This is a genomic window from Streptomyces changanensis, from assembly GCF_024600715.1.
Taxonomy (GTDB): domain Bacteria; phylum Actinomycetota; class Actinomycetes; order Streptomycetales; family Streptomycetaceae; genus Streptomyces; species Streptomyces changanensis.
Map to the genome: position 1 here is coordinate 3,169,917 of NZ_CP102332.1, position 20,548 is coordinate 3,190,464.

General features: G+C 76.1%; 13 protein-coding genes. 8 read left to right on the plus strand and 5 right to left on the minus strand.

What is annotated here, in order from left to right; translation table 11 throughout:
* Window positions 1-124: 124 nt before the first annotated feature.
* Complete coding sequence (locus tag NRO40_RS13985; protein WP_058942871.1) at window positions 125-676, minus strand: MarR family winged helix-turn-helix transcriptional regulator; 552 nt, start codon at window positions 674-676, stop codon at window positions 125-127.
* 142 nt (window positions 677-818) lie between these two features.
* On the opposite strand from NRO40_RS13985, the gene NRO40_RS13990 reads away from it, so the two are divergent.
* Window positions 819-2,096: an MFS transporter gene (locus tag NRO40_RS13990; protein ID WP_058942872.1), complete on the plus strand. Its 1,278-nt coding sequence runs from the start codon at window positions 819-821 to the stop codon at window positions 2,094-2,096.
* A gap of 81 nt (window positions 2,097-2,177) precedes the next feature.
* Here the strand turns inward: NRO40_RS13990 and NRO40_RS13995 are convergent, their stop codons facing one another.
* Both NRO40_RS13995 and NRO40_RS14000 read right to left on the minus strand, forming a co-directional pair.
* Window positions 2,178-4,154, minus strand: a complete 1,977-nt coding sequence (locus tag NRO40_RS13995) for an ATP-binding SpoIIE family protein phosphatase (RefSeq protein WP_198549368.1) — start codon at window positions 4,152-4,154, stop codon at window positions 2,178-2,180.
* A gap of 106 nt (window positions 4,155-4,260) precedes the next feature.
* Window positions 4,261-5,769, minus strand: a complete 1,509-nt coding sequence (locus NRO40_RS14000) for an NAD(P)/FAD-dependent oxidoreductase (RefSeq protein WP_079047162.1) — start codon at window positions 5,767-5,769, stop codon at window positions 4,261-4,263.
* A gap of 353 nt (window positions 5,770-6,122) precedes the next feature.
* Between NRO40_RS14000 and NRO40_RS14005 the strand changes: the two genes are divergently transcribed.
* From NRO40_RS14005 to NRO40_RS14015, 3 genes are all read left to right on the plus strand, one after another.
* Entirely contained in the window at window positions 6,123-7,031 is a 909-nt protein-coding gene (locus tag NRO40_RS14005; RefSeq protein WP_306674869.1) for a TetR/AcrR family transcriptional regulator, read from the plus strand.
* Between the two features lie 156 nt (window positions 7,032-7,187).
* Window positions 7,188-9,314: a sigma-70 family RNA polymerase sigma factor gene (locus tag NRO40_RS14010; protein ID WP_408057003.1), complete on the plus strand. Its 2,127-nt coding sequence runs from the start codon at window positions 7,188-7,190 to the stop codon at window positions 9,312-9,314.
* 258 nt (window positions 9,315-9,572) lie between these two features.
* Window positions 9,573-10,127 carry a hypothetical protein gene (locus tag NRO40_RS14015; protein ID WP_058942873.1) on the plus strand — a complete coding sequence of 185 codons (555 nt, stop codon included), beginning with the start codon at window positions 9,573-9,575 and terminating at the stop codon, window positions 10,125-10,127.
* A 439-nt stretch (window positions 10,128-10,566) separates the two neighbouring features.
* On the opposite strand, the gene NRO40_RS14020 is transcribed toward NRO40_RS14015, so the two are convergent.
* The gene (locus NRO40_RS14020; RefSeq protein ID WP_107115122.1) at window positions 10,567-12,687 is read right to left on the minus strand and encodes an asparagine synthase-related protein; all 2,121 of its coding nucleotides are present in this window, start codon (window positions 12,685-12,687) and stop codon (window positions 10,567-10,569) included.
* Window positions 12,688-13,393: 706 nt separating this feature from the next.
* On the opposite strand from NRO40_RS14020, the gene NRO40_RS14025 reads away from it, so the two are divergent.
* From NRO40_RS14025 to NRO40_RS14040, 4 genes are all read left to right on the plus strand, one after another.
* Entirely contained in the window at window positions 13,394-15,085 is a 1,692-nt protein-coding gene (locus NRO40_RS14025) for a hypothetical protein (protein WP_058942902.1), read from the plus strand.
* A 134-nt stretch (window positions 15,086-15,219) separates the two neighbouring features.
* Window positions 15,220-16,410, plus strand: a complete 1,191-nt coding sequence (gene lhgO / locus NRO40_RS14030; protein ID WP_058942903.1) for an L-2-hydroxyglutarate oxidase — start codon at window positions 15,220-15,222, stop codon at window positions 16,408-16,410.
* A 57-nt stretch (window positions 16,411-16,467) separates the two neighbouring features.
* Window positions 16,468-17,295, plus strand: a complete 828-nt coding sequence (trmB, locus tag NRO40_RS14035) for a tRNA (guanosine(46)-N7)-methyltransferase TrmB (protein ID WP_408057004.1) — start codon at window positions 16,468-16,470, stop codon at window positions 17,293-17,295.
* 438 nt (window positions 17,296-17,733) lie between these two features.
* Window positions 17,734-19,086, plus strand: a complete 1,353-nt coding sequence (locus NRO40_RS14040) for a PrsW family intramembrane metalloprotease (protein ID WP_079047163.1) — start codon at window positions 17,734-17,736, stop codon at window positions 19,084-19,086.
* Between the two features lie 336 nt (window positions 19,087-19,422).
* On the opposite strand, the gene NRO40_RS14045 is transcribed toward NRO40_RS14040, so the two are convergent.
* The gene (locus NRO40_RS14045) at window positions 19,423-20,544 is read right to left on the minus strand and encodes a M23 family metallopeptidase (protein WP_058942875.1); all 1,122 of its coding nucleotides are present in this window, start codon (window positions 20,542-20,544) and stop codon (window positions 19,423-19,425) included.
* Window positions 20,545-20,548 lie beyond the last annotated feature (4 nt).

The following is a 20,548-nucleotide window of genomic DNA, read 5'->3' on the forward strand; positions in this document are numbered from 1 at the left end:
GTTTGGGTGCCGCATCAGCGGCTGAGTGGCCGCCGCAGAACCGTTCCGGTCCCGCGACAACCCGAAGAACTATACGGACTGCCACAGTCCGCGTCAACCCCCCACCGCGGCGGGGTCCGTACGGTCAGTCGAGGTCCTTCAGCCGGCCCTCGGCGTCCGGCTGCGCGTGCTCCACGCGGCGCAGGAGGCGGATCAGCAGCTCGCCGAGGACACCGCGCTCGTCCCCGGACAGGTCCTGCAGCAGTTCCTCCTCGAACGTGGTCGCCATCCGCATGGACTCCAGCCACTTGGCGCGGCCCTCGTCCGTCAGCTCCACGATCACGCGGACCCGGTTCGTCTCGTCGCGGTCCCGGGTGACGAGGCCCTCGCCGGCCATCCGGTCGATGCGGTGCGTCATGGCCGCGGGGGTGAGACCGAGGCGCTTGGCGAGCTGGCTCGGGCCCATCCGGTACGGGGCGCCCGAGAGGACGAGGGTCTTGAGGACCTCCCACTCGGTGTTCCCGATGCCGAGCTCGGCGAGCTGGCGTCCGTACGCCACGGTCATGCGGCGGTTCAGGCGGCCGAGTGCCGAGACGACCTGCTCGACCTGCGGGTCGAGGTCGCGGTACTCGCGCTGGTAGGCGGCGATCTGCTCGTCGAGGGTCGGTTCGACGCTCGGCACGTGGGCTTCGGGCATGTCGAGGAGTATCCCACGCGCGCGTTCGCTTCGAAGTCCTTCACTGTGTACAGTTAAGCATCGAACTTTAGGATTGAAGTCTTCAGGCTTCAGTCCTACGACGTTGAAGTGGGTGAGTGTGACCAAGGCAAGGGGCGCGGCGATGCGCCGGATCCAGGCGGGCAACGCGCTGAGCGCGTTCGGACTCGGGTTCACCGTTCCGTATCTCTATGTGTACGTGGCGCAGGTCAGGGACCTGGGGGCCACCACGGCGGGGGCCGTGCTGGCCGTCTTCGCCATGGCCGCCCTCGCCGTGCTGCCCTTCACGGGCAGGACCATCGACCGGCGCGGCCCCCTGCCCGTCCTCATCGGTGCCGCCCTCCTCGCCGCGCTCGGCGCGCTCGCCATGGGCGTCGCCGGCAGCGTCACCGCCGTCGTCGGTGCCGCCGCGCTGCTCGGGGCCGGTACGGCCGTGATGCAGCCCGCGCTCGCCACGATGATCGTCTGGAGCTCCGCCCCGGACGCCCGCACCCGCGCCTTCGCCCTCCAGTTCTTCCTGCAGAACCTCGGCCTCGGCATCGGCGGCCTCATCGGCGGCCTGCTCGTCGACGAGAGCCGGCCCGGCAGCTTCCTGCTGCTGTTCTCCATCGAGGCGGCCATGTTCCTCGTCCTCGCCGCCATCGCCGCGACCGTCCGCATGCCGCACACCCCGGCCATCGCCGACGCCCGGCCCGGTCACACCGGCGCCAAGGGCGGGGGCGGGCTGCGCGCCCTGCTCGGGCACCGGGCGATGGTCCAGCTCTGCGTCCTCGGCTTCGTCCTCTTCTTCGCCTGCTACGGGCAGTTCGAGTCGGGCCTCGCCGCGTACGGGACCGAGGCCGCCGGGATCGAGCCGTCGACCCTCGGCATGGCGCTGGCCGCGAACACCGCCGTCATCGTGGCCGCCCAGTTCCTGGTGCTGCGGTTCGTGGAGCGCCGCCGCCGCAGCCGGGTCATCGCGGCCGTGGGCCTGATCTGGGCCGTCGCGTGGCTCATCGCCGGGTACGCGGGCCTCGGCCACGGCAGCCAGGCCATGGCGACCGCCGCGTTCATCACCACCTACGGGCTCTTCGGGCTCGGCGAGGCGATGCTGTCGCCGACCGTCGCACCGCTGGTGGCCGACCTGGCGCCCGAGTCGATGGTCGGCCAGTACAACTCGGCGTTCGCGCTGGTCAAGCAGCTCGCCCTGGCCGTCGGGCCGGCGGTGGGCGGGCCCATGGGAGCCGCGCTCCACGGGCCGTACATCGTGACGTTCGTGCTGTTCTCGCTGGGCATCAGCGTGCTGGCGCTACGCCTGGGGCGGAGCCTCACCGCCCTGCAGGACCACCCGTACGGCATGCGGTCCCGGGTCGTCGCCCGGCACGCTCCGGAGGAGCGGGCCACCGCCGGCACGGCCGCCTGACCGCCACCACGGGACGCCGCCCCTCGGCCCCGCCCGCGGCCCTCACGGGGTCCGGGCGGGGCCGAGGCGTCCACGAGGTGGTCAGCCGGGCAGGGCGAACTCGCACCACACGGCCTTCCCGCCGCCCGGCGTGCGGCGGCTGCCCCAGGACGAGGCGATCGTGGCGATGATCGAGATGCCGCGGCCCGCCTCGTCCTCCGTCTCCGCGCGGCGCCGGCGCGGCAGGTGGTCGTCCCCGTCGGTCACCTCGATGATCAGGCGCCGGTCCGTGCGCCGCAGCCGCAGCCGCATCGGGGGCGTGCCGTGCTGGAGGGAGTTCGCCACCAGCTCGCTCGTCGCCAGGACGCCCAGGTCGCGCAGCTCCACCGGGAACCGCCAGCTCGACAGCACCCCGGACGCGAAGGCCCGTGCGCGGGGAGCCGCCTCCACCCCGCCCAGCAGGTCCAGCGCCGCGTTGTGGAACAGCTCCGCGTCCGCCCCCGACCGCGACGGGTGTTGGAGGACCAGTACCGCGACGTCGTCGTCGTGCTCCGCCGTCACCCCCAGGGAGCGCAGCAGCCGGTCGCACACCACCTGCGGGGCGCCCGACGCGCCGGACAGCGCCCGCTCCAGGCCCGCCACGCCTTCGTCGATGTCCTCGCCGCGCCGCTCGACCAGGCCGTCCGTGTAGAGGACGGCGGTCGAACCGGGCGGCAGGGCGATCGTCCCCGACGTGTGCAGCCACCCGCCCGTGCCCAGCGGCGGCCCCGTCGGGTCGTCGGCCCGGCGGACCGAACCGTCCTCGTCCCGCACCAGGATCGGCAGGTGCCCGGCGGACGCGTAGACCAGGCGGCCCTCGTTCGGGTCGTGGACCGCGTACACGCATGTGGCGATCTGGCTCGCGTCGATCTCCGCGGCCAGTCCGTCCAGCAGCTGCAGCACCTCGTGCGGCGGCAGGTCCAGGCGCGCGTAGGCCCGCACCGCCGTCCGCAGCTGCCCCATGACCGCCGCCGCCCGCACTCCGCGGCCCATGACGTCCCCGATGACGAGGGCCGTGCGGCCGGCGCCGAGCGTGATCACGTCGTACCAGTCGCCGCCGACCGCCGCGTCCGTGCCGCCCGGCTGGTAGGTCGCGGCGACCCGCAGGTCGTCCGGCTGCTCCAGCTCCTGCGGCAGCAGCGAGCGCTGGAGCGTCACCGCCGTCTCTCGGTGGCGGCGCTCGCTGGCCCGCAGCCGCTCCGCCGCCTCCGCGTGGTCCGTGACGTCCGCCGCGTGCACCAGGACCCCGCCGCCCGGGCGCGCCGGCCGACCGTGGTGGGCGGGGACGTCGACGGGGAGGCACGAGACCGTGAAGGAACCGCCGCCCTGCGTCCGGCGCGACTTCACCGTCCGCGGCTTGCCACTGCGCAGCACCTGGTCCATGAGCGGTACGAGGCCCAGGTCGGTGAGCTCGGGGCAGCCGTCGGCGACCGTGCTGCCCGGGGCGCGGTGCCCGAACACCGCGGCGTAGGCGTCGTTGACGTACGCGACGCGGTGCTCCGTGCCGTAGGTGAGCGCGACGAGGCCGGGGAGGTGGCTGAGGATCTCCCGCACGGAGAAGTCCTCCAGGGACGGGGGCGCGGGGAGCGGGGAGGGCGCGGCGGATGTGCCGGACGCGGCGGGTGGCGCCTGCGCGGGCGAGCCGGCAGCGGCGACGCCGCCGGCGGCGGGCGTACCGCAGGCTTCGGGCGGCCCGGGGACACCGGGCACACCGGGCGGCGCGGCGTGACCACCAGTGCCACCGGCCCCACCGGTCCCACCGGTCTCCTGCGCGCCGTCGGGTGCATCGGATCGTGGGAGGGGCGCGCCCGGTACCGTCGCACGCCCGTCCGACGCGGCGAGCACCGCCGCCCCGTCGGGCCCGTCGGCGGGCACCGGGGCGTCGTCGGGTGGCGTCCCCGCCTGCCGGTCGTACTCACCCCGCGCTGCGGGCACGGCGCCTTCGCCCCGCTGCCCCGGCGAGCCCGTCTGATCGGTCCTGCGCGCGGCGGCGCGGCGCTGCGTACCGGGAAAGCGGGCGCTCCAACGCGTGAAGTTCACGGATCTCTATGCCTCGTGGTGTCGTTGCCGTGCTGAGTCACTCTGTGCAGGTGTGAGCCCACCTATGGTCACACGTCCAGTGTGACCGAACACACTGACAAGGGCGTCAATCGTTCGTGGGGTCGTTCGGCCCCGTCCGGCCCGGGCCCCCGAGGTCCCCGCCGCCTCTCCCGTCCCCGTCGTCACCCGTGTCATGGGCGTCGGGGGAGGAGTCGGAGGTGACGGCCATGTCCGCCGGAGGCGGCGGCGGACCCGCGGCGAGGGCGAACTCCGCGCGCGGGTGCTCGAGCGAACCCAGCGACACGATCTCCCGCTTGAACAGCCCCGCCAGCGTCCACTCCGCCAGCACGCGCGCCTTCCGGTTGAACGTCGGGACGCGACTGAGGTGGTAGGCGCGGTGCATGAACCACGCCGGATAGCCCTTCAGCTTCCGCCCGTAGACGTGCGCGACGCCCTTGTGCAGCCCGAGCGACGCCACGGACCCCACGTACCGGTGCGCGTACTCCTGCAGCGGCCGGCCCTGCAGCGACGCCACGAGGTTCTCCGCCAGGACCTTCGCCTGACGGACGGCGTGCTGCGCGTTCGGCGCGCAGTCCGCGCCCGCGGCCTTCGCCGTGACGTCCGGGACGGCCGCGGCGTCCCCGGCGGCCCACGCGTGCTCCACGCCCTCCACCGTCAGGTGGGCGGTGCACCGCAGGCGGCCCCGCTCGTTCAGCGGCAGCCCGGTCGCCGCGAGCACCGGCGCCGGCTTCACGCCCGCCGTCCACACGACCGTGCGCGTCGGGAAGCGGCTCCCGTCGCTGAGGACCGCCACCCGGTCCACGCACGACTCCAGGCGCGTCCCCAGCCGGACGTCGATGTTCCGGGCACGCAGCTCCCGCACCGTGTACCGGCCCATCTCCTCGCCCACCTCGGGCAGGATGCGGTCGCTCGCCTCGACCAGCACCCACTTCAGGTCCTCGGCCTTGACGTTGTGGTAGTACCGCGCCGTGTAGCGGGCCATGTCCTCCAACTCCCCCAGCGCCTCCACGCCGGCGTACCCGCCGCCGACGAAGACGAAGGTCAGCGCGGCGTCCCGGATGGCCGGGTCACGGGTGGAGGAGGCGATGTCCATCTGCTCGATGACGTGGTTGCGCAGGCCGATGGCCTCCTCGACCGTCTTGAACCCGATGCCGTGATCGGCCAGACCGGGCACGGGGAGCGTGCGCGAGACGGAACCCGGCGCGAGGACCAGCTCGTCGTAGGTCAGCTCCAGCGGACCGGCCGCCTCCTCCTCCGAGGCGAGGGTCCGGACGGTCGCGGTGCGCTTGGCGTGGTCGAGGGACTCCACCTCGCCGATGACGATCCGGCACCGGTCCAGGACCCGGCGCAGCGGCACCACGACGTGCCGGGGCGAGATGTTCCCCGCCGCCGCCTCCGGGAGGAACGGCTGGTACGTCATGTACGGGTCCGGTGAGACCACCACCACCTCGACCGCCCCGCTTCTCAGCTCGTCCCCGAGCTGCCGCTGCAGGTGCAGGGCGGTGTACATACCGACATAGCCGCCGCCGACGACGAGAACGCGCGCACGAGTCGGGGATTCGGCGGATCCCCGCGAGATAGCAGCCGTCACCATCCCATGACGCAACGAGCGCCGGTGTTTGTCCACAGGCTCGACGGATTGTGTGACCGGTGGAGCCGGGAGGCGCGGGGTGGCGCTTCACCCCCGCGGAAGGGGGAAAGCGCACGTCAGACCGGGCGCCGGGGGCGGCACGCGGGACGGCAATCGGGAGTCTTCCGCACCTTGCTCCGATCGAGGGGCGCACCGGACGGAACTACCCCTTCTGAATTGACTCCGTCTCAACTATGTTCGTATCTCATCGGGGTGTCGGGATCGCCGCGCGTAGACCAGGGCGCGGTGGGGCCGGTCCCCCGGATGTCAAGGCGGGGAGTCTCCGGGGGGAGACATCGAATGACCGGGGGAACGCTATGCACATTCAGGATTCGCATGGGCAGGCGCGGACCGCGCACACCGTCGGCGGACTGACCGCGACCGGCGCGACCAACGGAGCCGGGGGGCCCGCGGGGTCCACGGGACCGGGCGGGGTCGGCGGGTCGGGGGTCCCGGGCGTACCCGGGGTACCGGGCGGCGTGCCGGGCCGGGCCGGCGCCGTCAGCGGTGTCGGGGTGACCGGCGTCGCCGGGGCCTCCGGGCACACCGCGCGGCCGGCACCGCTCCGCGTGGACGCCCAGCGCAACCTCGAACACGTCCTGCGCGCGGCGCGCGAGGTGTTCGGCGAGCTGGGCTACGGCGCGCCCATGGAGGACGTCGCGCGCCGCGCCCGCGTCGGGGTCGGGACGGTCTACCGACGCTTCCCGAGCAAGGACGTACTGGTCCGCCGCATAGCCCAGGAGGAGACGGCCCGGCTCACCGAGCAGGCCAGGACCGCCCTGGGCCAGGAGGACGAGCCCTGGTCGGCGCTCTCCCGCTTCCTGCGCACGTCCGTCGCCTCCGGCGCCGGCAGGCTGCTGCCGCCGCAGGTCCTGCGCGTGGGCGTCGACGTGGAGGAGGTGCCCGCCGCGGCCACGCCGGAGGACGCCCGCGTACCGCACCAGCGCGGCGCCTCCCCCCAGCCCGGACTGCGGGTCGTCACGCCGCGCGCGATACCGGCGGCCGAGCTCGACGACGCCGGCGTCTCGGAGCTGTTGGAGGTCGTCGGCCGGCTGGTCAACCGCGCCCGGGAAGCCGGCGAGCTGCGCCGGGACGTGACGGTCGCGGACGTGCTGCTCGTCATCGCCACGGCGGCACCGTCCCTGCCGGACGCCGCCCAGCAGAGCGCCGCCTCCGCGAGGCTCCTCGAGATCCTGCTGGAGGGCCTGCGCTCGCGCCGCGCGTAACGGGCGAGCGTACTCCGAACACCCGCCCGCAGGTGCGGGTGTTCGGAAGGTCTCCCCGGATGAGTGGATGATCCGCTCGGGGCGACGGCACCCTCCGCCCGCTGTGGCACGCTGGGACGGTTTTCCGGTCTGAGCAGGGGTACGGGGGCGGTCGGGTTGCACGGTGACGGTCGCGACGAGCCGTTCGGCGGTGACGCCCTCGGAGCGGCCGGCGAACGGCGCCCCGCACAGGTCCCCAGCCAGGGCGGCCGCGCGTCGCGCCACCGCGCACCGGACGGCGGCCACGGCATCCCCGCGCAGCGGGACCGCGACCACACGCGGCCGGCCGGCGACTCCCTCCTGCCGCCACCGGTGGAGCTGCCCCCGTCCGACGCCGAACTCGTCCAGCTCATGCGCGGCGGTGACGACTCGGCGTACGAGGAGCTGTTCCGCCGCCACTCCGCGGCGGTACGCAGGTACGCGCGCACCTGCTGCCGTGACCAGCACACGGCGGACGACCTCACCGCGGAGGTCTTCGCCCGTACCCTCCAGGCCGTGCGGCGCGGCGCCGGCCCGGAGCAGGCCGTCCGGGCGTACCTGCTGACGACCGTCCGGCACGTCGCCGCCGCGTGGACGAAGACCGCCAAGCGCGAGCAGCTCGTCGAGGACTTCGGCCTGTTCGCGACGCAGGCGGCCCGCGCCTCGGAACTGACCGCCGCCGGCACCGACGAGCTCGGCGCCGACGTCCGGGCCATGCGGGAGGCCGAGCAGTCCCTCGCCGTGCGGGCGTTCCGCTCGCTGCCCGAGCGGTGGCAGGCCGTGCTCTGGCACACGACCGTCGAGGAGGAATCACCGAGCGAGGTGGCACCCCTGTTCGGGCTGACGCCCAACGCCACCGCGGTCCTGGCCAGTCGCGCCCGCGAGGGGCTGAAGCAGGCCTACCTCCAGGCGCACGTCAGCCGGGCCCTCACCACGGGCGGCGACTGCGCCCGGTACGCCGACCGGCTCGGCGCGTACGCCCGGGGCGGCCTGCGCATGCGGGCGGAGCGGGGGCTGCGCCGGCACCTGGAGGAGTGTGTGCGCTGCCGGCTGGCCGCCGGAGAGCTGGCCCAGGTCAACGCCGGCATTCCGGCGCTGCTGCCCGTCGCCGTCATCGGCTGGTTCGCCGCCGGCTACTCGCTGGAGGCGGCGGGCCTCGTCGCCGGAGGCGCGGTCGGCGCCGGGGCCGGGGCCGGGGCGGCGGGTGCGGGGGCCGGTGCGGGTGGTGCTGCGGCGGGTGGTGCGGGTGCCGGGGCTGCCGGGGCGGGTACCGGTGGTGCGGGTGGTGCTGCGGCGGGTGGTGCAGGCGCCGGGGCGGGTGCGGGTGGTGCTGCGGATGGGGGCGTGGCCGGGGCCGGGGCCTGGGCCGGGACCGCAACGGGAGGCGGGGCGGGTGGGGGTGGGGGGGCCGGGGGGGCCGCCGGAGGACTGGGCGCTCCCGCCAAGGCCGGGGCCGCCGCCGCCATGGCCGTCGCGGCCACCGCGGGACTCGTCTGGGCACTGTCCGGCGGCCCCCGGCCCGCTTCCGCGCCCGACGCCCGGCCACCGGTGGCCCAGCCGGTCGTCCCGCGACCCACGCTCACGCCGCCCGTGTCGTCACCGGCGTCCGAGCCACCGGCCTCTCCCCGGCCCGTGGACCCGCCCGAGCCGACGCCCCCTCCCGCGCCCGAACCGACGGCCGCGGCCAAGGCGGCGCCGACTCCGGCACCCGCCCGCAGCGCACCCCGGCCCGCCGCGCCCCCTGCCCCGACGGAGGCGTCGACGCCCCCGGCCGCCTCCCCCGTTCCCACACCCGTGCCCGTGCCCGTGCCACCGCCCGCGCCCGCCACCTACCGGGTGGGTCGGCTCGCTTTCGACGTACTCGGTGACCACACACGGCCCGAACTGCGGCTGGGCGGCTCCAGCTGGGTGTGGCAGCGTCACGGCATGTCCATCGGTGGCACCTGGTACGAGCAGGGCATCACGGTGCACCCCCGCTCCTCGGTGGTGGTCGACCTGAACCGGCGGTGCTCCACGTACGCGGCATTCGTCGGCGTCGACGACATGACGAGTGGACTCGGGTCCGTGCGGTTCTCCGTCTACGCGGACGGGGCGCGGCTCTGGCGCTCCCCCGTCGTCGACGGCGGCGACCCGGCGGTGCCGGTACGCGTCGGTATCGCGGGCCGCACATCGATCCGGCTCGTCACCGAGCCGAGCAGGCCGTTCGGGGCGGTCGGGCTCGCCGACTGGGCGGACGCCCGCATCACCTGCGCGGACGGCGACTGACGGCGTCCGACGGAAGCCGAGGGACCGAGAGCGCCGAGGGGAACGGGCCGAGTGGGGGTTTCCGGGCGCGCTGGGACGGGACCGGGGTCGGGGCCTTCGGGACGGAACGGACCGGGACGGGGGCCCCGGGAGGGGCTGGGACGGGCTGGGGGCGGCGTGGGCGTGGAGACCCCCGGGGCGGGGCGTCCGGCGGACACGCCATGCTGTGCTCGGCGGCCCGACCAGCCGTCAGACCACCGTGAGCACCAGGGGGACCCCATGGAACACGACACCCCGGCCGCCCCGGCCGCCCCAGCCGTCCGCGTCAAGGTCGTCGAGGACGACCTCTTCGGACCCGTCACCGTCTCGCTGGACCTCGGTGCGGGGGTCGTCGTCGTCCACGGCGACGCCGTCCCGCGTGTCGAGCTCCGCCGGGACGCGGCCGTCTCCGCCATCGACGAGCACGTTCCCGTCGGCACGCGCGACGGGGCGTCGCTCACGCTCGTCGTCGACGGTTCCGCGGTGCCGATCCGGCCCGGCAAGGGCCGGTTGACGAGGCACTCGTTCCGGGTGGACGTGCCGTACGCGGAGGTCGTCTACCGGCTGGTGCCCGACTCGTTGGCGGGCAGTCGGCTGCTGCGGGGCGGGGAGCCGATCGGCGAGTTCACCTCCGACGGTGACGGGGCCGTCCTCGTCGAGTGGCGGGACGGCGTCGGTGTGCGGGCCGTCGAAGTGGGGCTCGGGTACGCCCTCGCGGCGGCGTTCGGCACCGGGGCGGGGCCGATGTGGCTGCTGGTCCTGGAGGCGCTCGGGGACCTGATCACCCCGGGCTGAGGGCTGACCCTCGGCGCCCGCCACCGACGGCCCTGTGCGGGGCGCCGCGCCCGGAGCCGTACCGCGCAGCACGCGTGTCGTACGGGGCTACCGGCGTCCGCTGTCACTGGGCACCGCCCCGACACCGGCCCCCGCACCACCGGCCACCACCGCCGGCACCCGCCGCGCGCCACCGCCGGCCATCCACCGCCGTTGACCCGCCCCGCGCCACCGCCCGCCAGGCACCGCCGGCCGGGCCCGCCGGCCACCACCGCCGCGCGCCGGTCGGCCGTCGCCTGCCTCGGCAACGCCCGGGTCGCCCCGGTCACGTACCGCTCCGCCCCGTCTCCCCGCGCCCATCGCCACGGCCGCCCGGCCCCCGGGACCGGGGCATCCCGGGGCACCCACGACGCCCAGGACACCCACGGCGACCGGGGCACCCGCGGCGCCCCGCCAGGGGTTACGAGCGGAGGGTCGGGCGGGACGGCACGCCCGCGGCGACCGCGCGGCGGCGGGGCGCGGCGGTGCCGGACCAGCAGGTGCCGCGGCGGGCGACGAGGCGGTGGAGCCACAGCTCGGTGGAGACCAGGTCGGCGATGCCGTCGAGGGGGACGGGTTCGCCGTCGGCGGCGGCGCGCAGGGCGGTGCGGACGACCCGGGCCTCGATGAGCCCGGCGTCGGCGAGGAGCGGGGCCTCGAAGAGGGCGAGGAGCTGCGGGAGGGCGACGCGGAGCCCGGCGCGTACCGCGGCCTGGGACGGGGCGTGGGTGGGGGCGCCCCAGCCGGGTGGCAGGTCGTGGATGCCGGTGCCGGCGAGGACGGCGCGCAGGACGTCGGCGCGGGCGCCGGGGCGTACGCGCAGGGATTCGGGGAGGTCGCGGCAGGCGCGGACGACCTGGTTGTCGAAGAACGGGGCGTGCAGGCGTTGGCTGCGGACCTCGGCGGCCTGTTCGAGGACGCGGTGGTCGGCGGCGTGGCGGGCGAGGGCGGCGCGGGCGCGGGCCTCGCCGGGGCGTTGGACGGAGGTGGGGCGGGTCGCTGCCTGGTGGAGGCGAACCGATACTTCTGCGAGCGCCTCGCCGGTGAGCCAGCGGGCGGCCGGGCCGGGCCGGGTCCAGGTGAGGGCGGCGAGGGAGGCGTCGAGGGGGCCCTCGGGGTTGCCGTCGCCGGTGGCGAGGGCGCGGTTGGCTTCGAGGAGGCGGCCTGCGGCGGCTTCGAGTCCGGCGCGGTAGGGGGTGCGGGCGAGTCTGCGGGCGGCCCGGTAGACGGTGATGGGGACGAGGAGGGAGCCGGCGGTGGGACCGCTGGCGCGGGCGAGGGCGGTGACGGGGCGCAGCAGGTGGCGGCGTCTGCGGTCCATGAGGAGGTCGGCGAGGCGGGCCGGGTGGGCGTCGAGGACCTGGCGGGCGCCGTGGCCGGTGAGGTGGTCGGCGCTACCCGCGGCGAGGCGGCGGCGGTGGCGGGCCGCGGTGACGAGGGCGGGGCCGGGTTCGTCGGTGAGGGGGATGTCGAGGTCGGCGTAGGGGAGGGCTTCGTCGTCGGCGGCGACGACGACGTGGTGGAGGCGGGGGTTCTCGGCGAGGGCGTGGGCGCGTTCGAGTTCGGCGGTGTGGCCGGGTTCGCGGGCGCCGGCGGTGAGGTCGTTGAAGGTGACGGCGAGGAGGCGTTCGCCGGCGCCGGCGCCGCCGTGGCCGGTGATGGTGCCGGGGACGCCGGGGAGGCCCGCGGCGAGGAGGGCGAGGGTGCTGGAGGCGCTGCCGCCGGAGAGGTCGGCGCCGATGCCGGGGGCGGGGGCGTGGCCGCGGGCGGCGCGGCGGTCGGCGGGGCCCATGCCGGGGACGGGTCCGGGGTCGGGCGGTGGGGTGGCGGGGGCGTGGCGGGGGGCGGTGAGGCGGGCGCGGACGGCTTCGACGAGGGCGTCGCGGACGGCTTCGACGGCGTGGTCGGGGTCGAGTTGGGGCGCGGCGACGGCGAGGGAGGCGACGGGTTCGTAGCCGGTGATCTCGCGGGAGCCCTCGCGCAGGACGAGGGCGTGGCCGGGGGGGACGCGTCTGACGCCGGCGTAGGGGGTGGAGTCGCGGAGCGCTTCGGGGGTTTCGGGGCAGGCGAGGAGCGCGGCGAGGTGGCCGATGTCGAGTTGGGCCTCGATGAGGTCGGCGAGGGGGAGTGCGGCGGTGGCGTAGGCGGTGCCGTTGGCCCAGGGGGTGTGGAAGACGGGGCGGGCGCCGGCGAGGTCGGCGGCGATGGTGATGCGGCGGCCGGTCTGGACGACGGCGGTGTAGCTGCCGGGCCAGGCGGTGAGGTGGCGCAGGGCGCCGCCGCGGGCGGCGAAGAGGCCGACCTTGAGTTCCTCGTCGGTGGCGGCGCAGCAGCCGAGGACGGCTAGGCGGGTGTCGGGGGCGACGCTGACGACGCGCACTTCGTCGGGGCGCCAGTCGCCGACGGCCCAGAGGGGGTCGGGGTCGCCCCAGAGGAGGTGGCCGCCGACGGGTTGCATGGTGGCGGTGTCGTCGGAGGCGGTGACGGCGCCGACCGTGCCGAAGCTCGCGGCGATACTGCTCCACCCCACCAGCCAGCGCATCGCCGCCTCCACAGCCTGTGGACATCTTCAGCCACTCGGGTCCGCTCGTCGTGTGCCGCTGGGGCGCGGCTGGTGCGACGAGGGGTGCCGATGACAGACATGCTGCCACGACAACAGGCGCACAGGAGGTCGTCCGGGCGGCGCGTACGCAAACGGGAACGCGCCCCTGGCAATTGGCGGAGCGGTGGGGACGTGTCGGTGCGGGGCGGTCAACTCCCTTCGGCTGACGGTGGATTCGTCAAGTCCGGCCGCCCACAGGAGGGTTGGGCCGCGTGGACGATGGGCATCATTCAGCCAATCTCCGTGCCCGCCGGTGCCCGCGCGCGCTGTCGGTCCGGGTCCGGTTCGCCTCGGCGTGGTCCGGTCCGGGGGGCGCTGCTCGCCCCCCGGTCCGGTCCGCCGCCCGCGGGGAATGAGGCGACGGTGTCCCCCAGCCCGCTGGTTCCCGCCCAGCGGGCCGACCCACGCGGCACCATGGAAGCGCTCTCCCGGCGGGAGGGGGCAGAGCGCACGGACGGGCGCACGGCCACACGGCGGGGGCACGGCGGCGGGTGCGCGGCGCACGCCAACCTCCCGTACGCACAACAATCCCGCCATAGGGAACACCGCCTCTTAACGGTGGGGATGCGGCGAACTACGCTGGGTTTACGAATGCCGCGCGCCTATGCCTGGCAGCGCGGCGGCCGTCTGGGTCGAGGGGTGGCGCATGTCCAGGGAGCTACGCGGACCGAACGAGAAGCTCGGCACCGTTCTCGCCCTCGCCGGCATCAGTAACGCCGGCCTGGCCCGGCGCGTCAACGACCTGGGCGCGCAGCGCGGTCTGACCCTGCGGTACGACAAGACGTCGGTGGCCCGGTGGGTGTCGAAGGGCATGATCCCGCAGGGTGCCGCGCCGCATCTGATCGCCGCCGCGATCGGCCAGAAGCTGGGCCGGCCGGTGCCGCTGCACGAGATCGGCCTGGCGGACGCGGATCCTGCGCCGGAGGTGGGGTTGGCCTTCCCGCGGGACGTGGGCGAGGCCGTGCGGTCGGCGACGGAGCTGTACCGGCTGGACCTGGCGGGTCGGCGGGCGGGTGGGGGCGGCATCTGGCAGTCCCTGGCGGGTTCGTTCGCGGTGAGCGCGTACGCGGTGCCGGCGTCGCGGTGGCTGATCGCCCCGGCCGACCCGTCGGTGGAGCGGCACGTCCCGCGCGCGGACGGCCCGGCCCCGAAGCCCGGCACGACCGCCCCCGGCACCACGGCGGCGGCCGGCACCGCGGCAGCGCCCGGCACGCCCGGCGCCGGGTCCGTACCCGGCACCCGCGGCGACACTCCGTCCGCCCCGCCCGCGTCCGGCGCGGGGCCGGGGGCCCCGGAGGCCCCGGGCGCCACCGCCCCGAAGACCACCGCCCCGGTGCCCTCCGCCCCGGTGCCCTCCGCCGCCGCCCGGCCCGTCGCGTCCGTCACGGTGGTCGAGGAGCTGCCGCCGGACGGTGGCCACGCGCGCGTGGGCCACAGCGACGTGGCGAAGCTGCGGGAGGCCGCCGAGGACGCCCGCCGCTGGGACTCCAAGTACGGCGGCGGGGACTGGCGCTCGTCGATGGTGCCGGAGTGCCTGCGCGTCGACGCGGCGCCGCTGCTGCTGGGCTCGTACTCCGACGAGGTGGGGCGGGCCCTGTTCGGGGCGACCGCCGAGCTCACGCGGCTGGCCGGGTGGATGGCCTTCGACACCGGCCAGCAGGAGGCCGCCCAGCGGTACTACATCCAGGCGCTGCGCCTGGCGCGGGCCGCCGCGGACGTGCCGCTCGGCGGGTACGTCCTGGCGTCGATGTCGCTGCAGGCCACCTACCGGGGCTTCGCCGACGAGGGCGTCGACCTGGCGCAGGCGGCCCTGGAGCGCAACCGCGGACTGGCCACGGCCCGCACGATGTCGTTCTTCCGGCTGGTGGAGGCGCGCGCCCACGCCAAGGCCGGGGACGCGGCGGCGGCCGGGGCGGCGCTGAAGGCCGCCGAGGGGTGGCTGGAGCGCTCCCGGGAGGGCGACGCCGACCCGTCCTGGCTCGGCTTCTACTCGTACGACCGGTTCGCCGCCGACGCCGCCGAGTGCTACCGCGACCTGAAGGCCCCCCGCCAGGTGCGGCGCTTCACCGAGCAGGCGCTGTCGCGGCCGACGGAGGAGTACGTGCGCTCGCACGGCCTGCGGCTGGTGGTGAGCGCCGTCGCCGAACTGGAGTCGGGGAACCTCGACGCGGCCTGCGCGGCGGGCACGCGCGCGGTGGAGGTCGCCGGGCGGATCTCGTCGGCGCGGACCACCGAGTACGTGCGCGACCTGCTGCACCGACTGGAGCCGTACGGGGACGAGCCGCGCGTCGCGGAGCTGCGCGAGCGCGCCCGGCCGCTGCTGACGACCCCGGCGTAGGGCGGCGGGACAGGGCGCACCACCTGGCGTGATCCATCTCCCACCGCCGCGCGGACCTGGTTTAACGGCGTTGTCAGCGGGCCAGTGCACTATCGGGGTGGGAGGTGGCACAGGTGTCCGGGTTCGGCGGCGGCATGTTCGACTGCGACATCCTGGTGATCGGCGGCGGGATCATCGGGGCGTCGACGGCGTACGCGCTCTCGCGGGCCGCTCCCGGGACGCGGGTGGTCGTCCTGGAGAAGGAGGCGGGCCCCGCCCGTCACCAGACGGGCCGCAACAGCGGCGTGATCCACAGCGGGATCTACTACCGTCCCGGTTCGCTGAAAGCGCGGTACGCGGCGCGCGGCGCGGCCGAGATGGTGAAGTTCTGCGCCGAGTACGGGCTGCCGCACGAGGTGACCGGCAAGCTGATCGTCGCCACCGACCGCTCCGAGCTGCCCCGGCTGCACGCGCTCGTCCAGCGCGGCCGGGAGAACGGCATCCCCGTGCGCGAGCTGGGCCCGGCGCAGATCAGCGAGTTCGAGCCGCAGGTGCGGGGCATCGCCGCGATCCACGTCGGCACCACGGGCGTCTGCGACTACGGGGCGGTGACGGCGCAGCTCGCCGAGGCGTCCGGCGCCGAGCTGCGGTACGGGGCGCGGGTCACGGCCGTCGACCGCCGCCCCTGGGGGGTGGCCGTGCGGACGGCGGACGGGAGCGTGGTGCGGGCGCGGGCGCTGGTGAACTGCGCGGGACTGCACTGCGACGCGGTGGCGCGGCTCGCGGGGGACGAGCCGGGCGTGCGGATCGTGCCGTTCCGCGGCGAGTACTACGAGCTGACCCGGCCCGGTCTGGTGCGGGGCCTGGTCTATCCCGTGCCGGACCCGGCGTTCCCGTTCCTCGGCGTGCACCTGACGCGCGGGGTCGACGGCGGCGTGCACGTCGGCCCGAACGCCGTGCCCGCGGCCGCCCGCGAGGGCTACCGGCGGCGGCAGGTGGACCCGCGGGACCTGGCCGGGACGCTGGCCTGGCCCGGCTCGTGGCGGATCGCCCGGCGCCACTGGCGGTACGGGGCGGGGGAGCTGCGCAGGTCCCTGTCGAAGCGGGCGTTCACGGACGCCGTGCGGCGGCTGCTGCCCGCCGTGGACGCCGCGGACCTGCGGCCGGCGCCGGCGGGGGTGCGGGCCCAGGCGGTGCTGCGGGACGGCACGCTCGTCGACGACTTCCTCATCCGGCGCGGCCCCCGCACGGTCCACGTGCTGAACGCCCCGTCGCCCGCGGCGACGGCGTCCCTGCCGATCGGGCGGGAGGTCGCCCGGCGGGCGCTGGCGCTCGTCGAGGGGTAGGGGCGACGCGTCGAGGGGCAGGGGGGGTCGGTGCGGGTTCGTAGAATCGAAGGCACTGTGTCCGAGAAGACCGCGTCGAGCACGCCCCCCACGCCCCCCGCCCCCGAGACCCCGCAGGTGCCCGCCCCGGCGCGCCGCGGCAGCCGAATGTTCGCCGACGGCAGCGGGCCCGCCCCCGACCCGGCCGGGTCGCACTTCGAGCGGCGCATCCGCAGCTTCCAGCCCCGCCGCAGCCGCGTCACCACCGGTCAGGCCGACGCGCTGCGCCGCCTGTGGCCCGCCTGGGGCCTGGACATCGACGGTCAGCGCGTCCTGGACCTGGACGAGCTGTTCGGCGGCCTCCCCGTGGTGCTGGAGATCGGCTTCGGCATGGGCGAGGCGACCGCCCGGATGGCCGCCGCCGACCCGTCGACCGGCATCCTCGCCGTGGACGTCCACACGCCCGGCCAGGGCAACCTCCTCGGCCTCGCCGAGCGGCAGGGGCTGACGAACGTCCGCGTCGCCAACGGCGACGCGATCATCCTGCTGCGCGAGATGCTGCCGCCCGCCGCGCTCGCCGGCGTCCGCGTGTACTTCCCGGACCCGTGGCCGAAGAAGCGCCACCACAAGCGGCGGCTGATCCAGCCGGAGTTCCTGAGCCTCCTCGCGCCCCGCATGGCGCCCGGTGCCGTGCTGCACTGCGCGACGGACTGGGAGCCGTACGCGGAGCAGATGCTGGAGGTGCTCACCGCCCACCCCGACTTCGAGAACACCGCCCCCGACGGCGGGTACGCGCCCCGGCCCGACTTCCGGCCGCTGACCCGGTTCGAGGGGCAGGGCCTGGACAAGGGCCACGTCGTGCACGACCTCCTCTTCGCCCGCGTCCCGACCGCCCGCCCGGCCTGACGGCCACGGTCGCCCGCCCCACCTGACGGCCCTACCTGACCGCTCAGCCTGACCGCCCCACCTGACCGCTCCGGCGGACGCCCGCGGCGTAGCCCCCACGACCGGACGCGCCCGCGACGGGACGGTCGCAGGGCGCCCCGGCGGGGCGGCCCCAGCAGGCTCGCGGCGAGACCGCTCCGGTGGGAGGGTCGCAGCGAGGCCCCCGCGGCGGGTCGTCCGCAGCGTGGGTCCCACGTCCGGACGCCCGCGGCGTGGCACCCCCGGCGGGACGGCCGCAGGGCGGCAGGGGCCCACGCCGGGCGCCCGGTCCGACGGCCGCAGGGCGCCCGGGGCGGGCCGCGACGGCAGGGGGCCAGCCGGCCGTCCGGCCCGCCGGGCCCGGCCCGACCGTCCACAGACGGTCGCGGAGTGTCGGCGGGGCCGTCTAGGGTCGGCCGGGTGTCCCAGACGCCCGCGCACCGCCCCGCACCGCCGCACACCCGGCCGGCCGGCCCCGCCCAGCCGGCCATCCCGACGTACCACCCACGGCCGTCCTTCGACGCCGTACCGGACCGGGCGCGCTGGCGGTACAAGCCCCGGCGCGCGTTCTGGCGCAGCAGGGCGGTGCGCGCCTCCGCCGTGATCCTCGTGCTCGCCCTGTGCGCCCTGGTGATCCTGGCCCTGGTGCGCGAGCAGACGGGCACGACGGGCTTCCTGGTGGGCCTCGGGCTGGCGCTGCTGCCGGTTCCGCTGCTGATGGCGGCGTTCCGCTGGCTGGACCGGGTGGAGCCGGGTCCGTGGAGGAACCTGCTGTTCTCGTTCGCCTGGGGGGCGTTCGCCGCGGCCCTCGTCGCGATCGTCGCCAACACCTTCGCGACCCGGTGGATAGCCACCGCGACCGCCGACCCGACATCGGCCGACACGCTCGGTGCGACCGTCGTCGCCCCCGTCGTGGAGGAGAGCGCCAAGGCCGCCGCGATCCTGCTGGTCTTCCTCTTCCGCAGACGTGACTTCACGGGCCTGGTCGACGGGGTGGTGATCGCCGGGTTCACGGCGACCGGCTTCGCCTTCACGGAGAACATCCTCTACCTGGGCAGCGCCTTCGGCGAGGACCAGGAGTTCGGCACCTCCGGCATCGGGTCGGTGACGGCGGCGACGTTCTTCGTACGGGTGGTGATGTCGCCGTTCGCGCATCCGCTGTTCACGGTGCTGACCGGCATCGGGTTCGGGATCGCCGCGATGACGGCCCGCCGCCGCAGAATGGCGCGGGTGGTGCTGCCGGTGCTGGGGCTGGCCCTGGCGATGGGCGTGCACGCGCTGTGGAACGGCTCGACGACGTTCGGCCCGTGGGGGTTCGTCGCCGTGTACGGGGCGTTCATGCTGCCGGCGCTCGGGCTGCTGACGTGGCTCGCGGTCTGGACCCGCCAGCGGGAGCTGCGCACCATAGCCGCCGAGCTGCCGGCGTACGCGGCGGCCGGCTGGCTCACCGCGGACGAGCCGCTCGCGCTGTCCTCGATGCGGGCGCGGTCCCTGGCGCGGGACTACGCGGCCCGCGCGTACGGCCCGGCGGCGGCCCGGTCGGTGGGCGAGTACGAGGCGTTCGCGACGACGCTGGCGTTCCTGCGCCACCGGGCGCGGCGGGGCGCGGCGGACCGGGACTTCACCGCGCGCGAGCAGGAGCTGCTGCACCACATGTGGCAGCGGAAGGCGACGGCCGGCCCGGCGCTGACGTTCGCCGCCCGCGCGACCGGCCGCGTGTGGACCCCGCCGCCGCACCGCGACTACGCGGGGTACAACCCGTACCGGTACTGAGCGCGGGCGGGGCGAGCCGGGCCGGACGGGCCTTGCATGACGGGGCGGGACCGGCCGGGCGGGGAAGACCGGCAGCCCTGGCGTCGGGGGGTGTGCCGCCAAGGCTGCCGGGATCGATGGACCGCCGGACGTCAGGCGGGCGGTGCGCACGCCGTACCGCCCGTACCGTCGGTCGGTACGCCACGTCGGACCGCCCGTACCGCCCTACCGCCCGTACCGTCGGTCGGGACGCGCACCCGGCGGGCCGCCGCCTCGAGCGGGCCGCCGCCTCGAGCGGGCCGCCGCCTCGAGCGGGCCGCCGCCTCGAGCGGGCCGCCGCCTCGAGCGGGGACGGGGTCAGACGGTGAGGCCCTTGCCGCGGAGCCAGGCCAGCGGGTCGATGCCGCCGCCGGAGGGCGTGTGGACCTCCAGGTGCAGGTGCGGCCCGGTGACGTTGCCCGTGGCGCCGACGCGGCCGATGGTCTCGCCGGTGCCGACGCTCTGCCCGGCGCTGACGGTCATCGAGGAGAGGTGGCAGTACCAGACCTCCGTACCGTCCGCGAGCTCCAGGACGACCCGGTAGCCGTACGCGCCGGACCAGCCGGCCGACTTCACGGTGCCGCTGTGGACGGCGTTGGCCGGGGTGCCCGTGGGGGCGGCCAGGTCGAGGCCCGTGTGGTAGCCGGAGGACCACATGGAGCCGGCCTGGCCGTACGTCGAGGTGATCGTGTACGAGGAGGTCGGCAGGGCGTAGCTCGCGGCGAGCTTGGCCAGGCGCTCGGCCTCCGCCTTGGCGGCGGCCGCGGCCTCGGCGCGCTCGCGCTTCTCCTGCTCGGCCTTCGCCTCGGCCTTCGCCTTGGCCTGGGCGGTGGCCTGCTGGGCGGCGGCCTCGGCGGCGGCCTTCTCGGCGGCCGCCTTCTCCGCGGCGGCCCGGGATTCGGCGTCGGCGGCCGCCTGCTGCTGCTCGGCCTGCTGGAGGATGCGGGCGCGCAGGGCCTCGCCCGCGTCGGAACCGCCCTGCGCCTCCTGGCCACCGGGCGAGGCCGACGACAGCGTGGCGAGGGGCGCGAGGTCGGCGGCGGCGACGTCCTGCGGGTCGGCGGCGGCCTCGGCGGCGGCGCCGGCGTCCGTGGTGTCGTCGGCGATCAGGGCGCCGACGCCGGGCAGCGAGGAAGCGTCCGGGAGGCCGACGTCCGGGAGGGATATGGCGACCCGGGGCTTGTCCTGAGCGGTGGCCATGCCGCCCGCGCCGACGGCGGCGATGACGCCGACGCCGAGGACGGTGGAGCTGCGGGCGAGGCCGCCGCGCTGCTTGACGACGCGGTGGCGGCCGCGGACCGGACGGACGGAGTCCTCGGTGGGGTTCCACTCGACGTCGGCCGCGGGGGCGGCGGTGCCGGCGAAGCCCTGTCCGACCGGCTGGCCGGTGGTGTCGTACGCGCCGAAGGGGGCTTCGGGGGCAGGCCTGTTGGACGCCACGGGG

Bases quoted from the DNA above. Each gene is read 5' to 3' on its own strand.
- NRO40_RS13985 (WP_058942871.1), bottom strand. From the start codon at position 676: ATGCCCGAAGCCCACGTGCCGAGCGTCGAACCGACCCTCGACGAGCAG.
- NRO40_RS14005 (WP_306674869.1), top strand. From the start codon at position 6,123: ATGCACATTCAGGATTCGCATGGGCAGGCGCGGACCGCGCACACCGTC.
- lhgO (WP_058942903.1), top strand. From the start codon at position 15,220: ATGTTCGACTGCGACATCCTGGTGATCGGCGGCGGGATCATCGGGGCG.
- NRO40_RS14020 (WP_107115122.1), bottom strand. From the start codon at position 12,687: ATGCGCTGGCTGGTGGGGTGGAGCAGTATCGCCGCGAGCTTCGGCACG.
- NRO40_RS14025 (WP_058942902.1), top strand. From the start codon at position 13,394: ATGTCCAGGGAGCTACGCGGACCGAACGAGAAGCTCGGCACCGTTCTC.
- NRO40_RS13990 (WP_058942872.1), top strand. From the start codon at position 819: ATGCGCCGGATCCAGGCGGGCAACGCGCTGAGCGCGTTCGGACTCGGG.
- NRO40_RS14000 (WP_079047162.1), bottom strand. From the start codon at position 5,769: ATGGTGACGGCTGCTATCTCGCGGGGATCCGCCGAATCCCCGACTCGT.
- NRO40_RS14015 (WP_058942873.1), top strand. From the start codon at position 9,573: ATGGAACACGACACCCCGGCCGCCCCGGCCGCCCCAGCCGTCCGCGTC.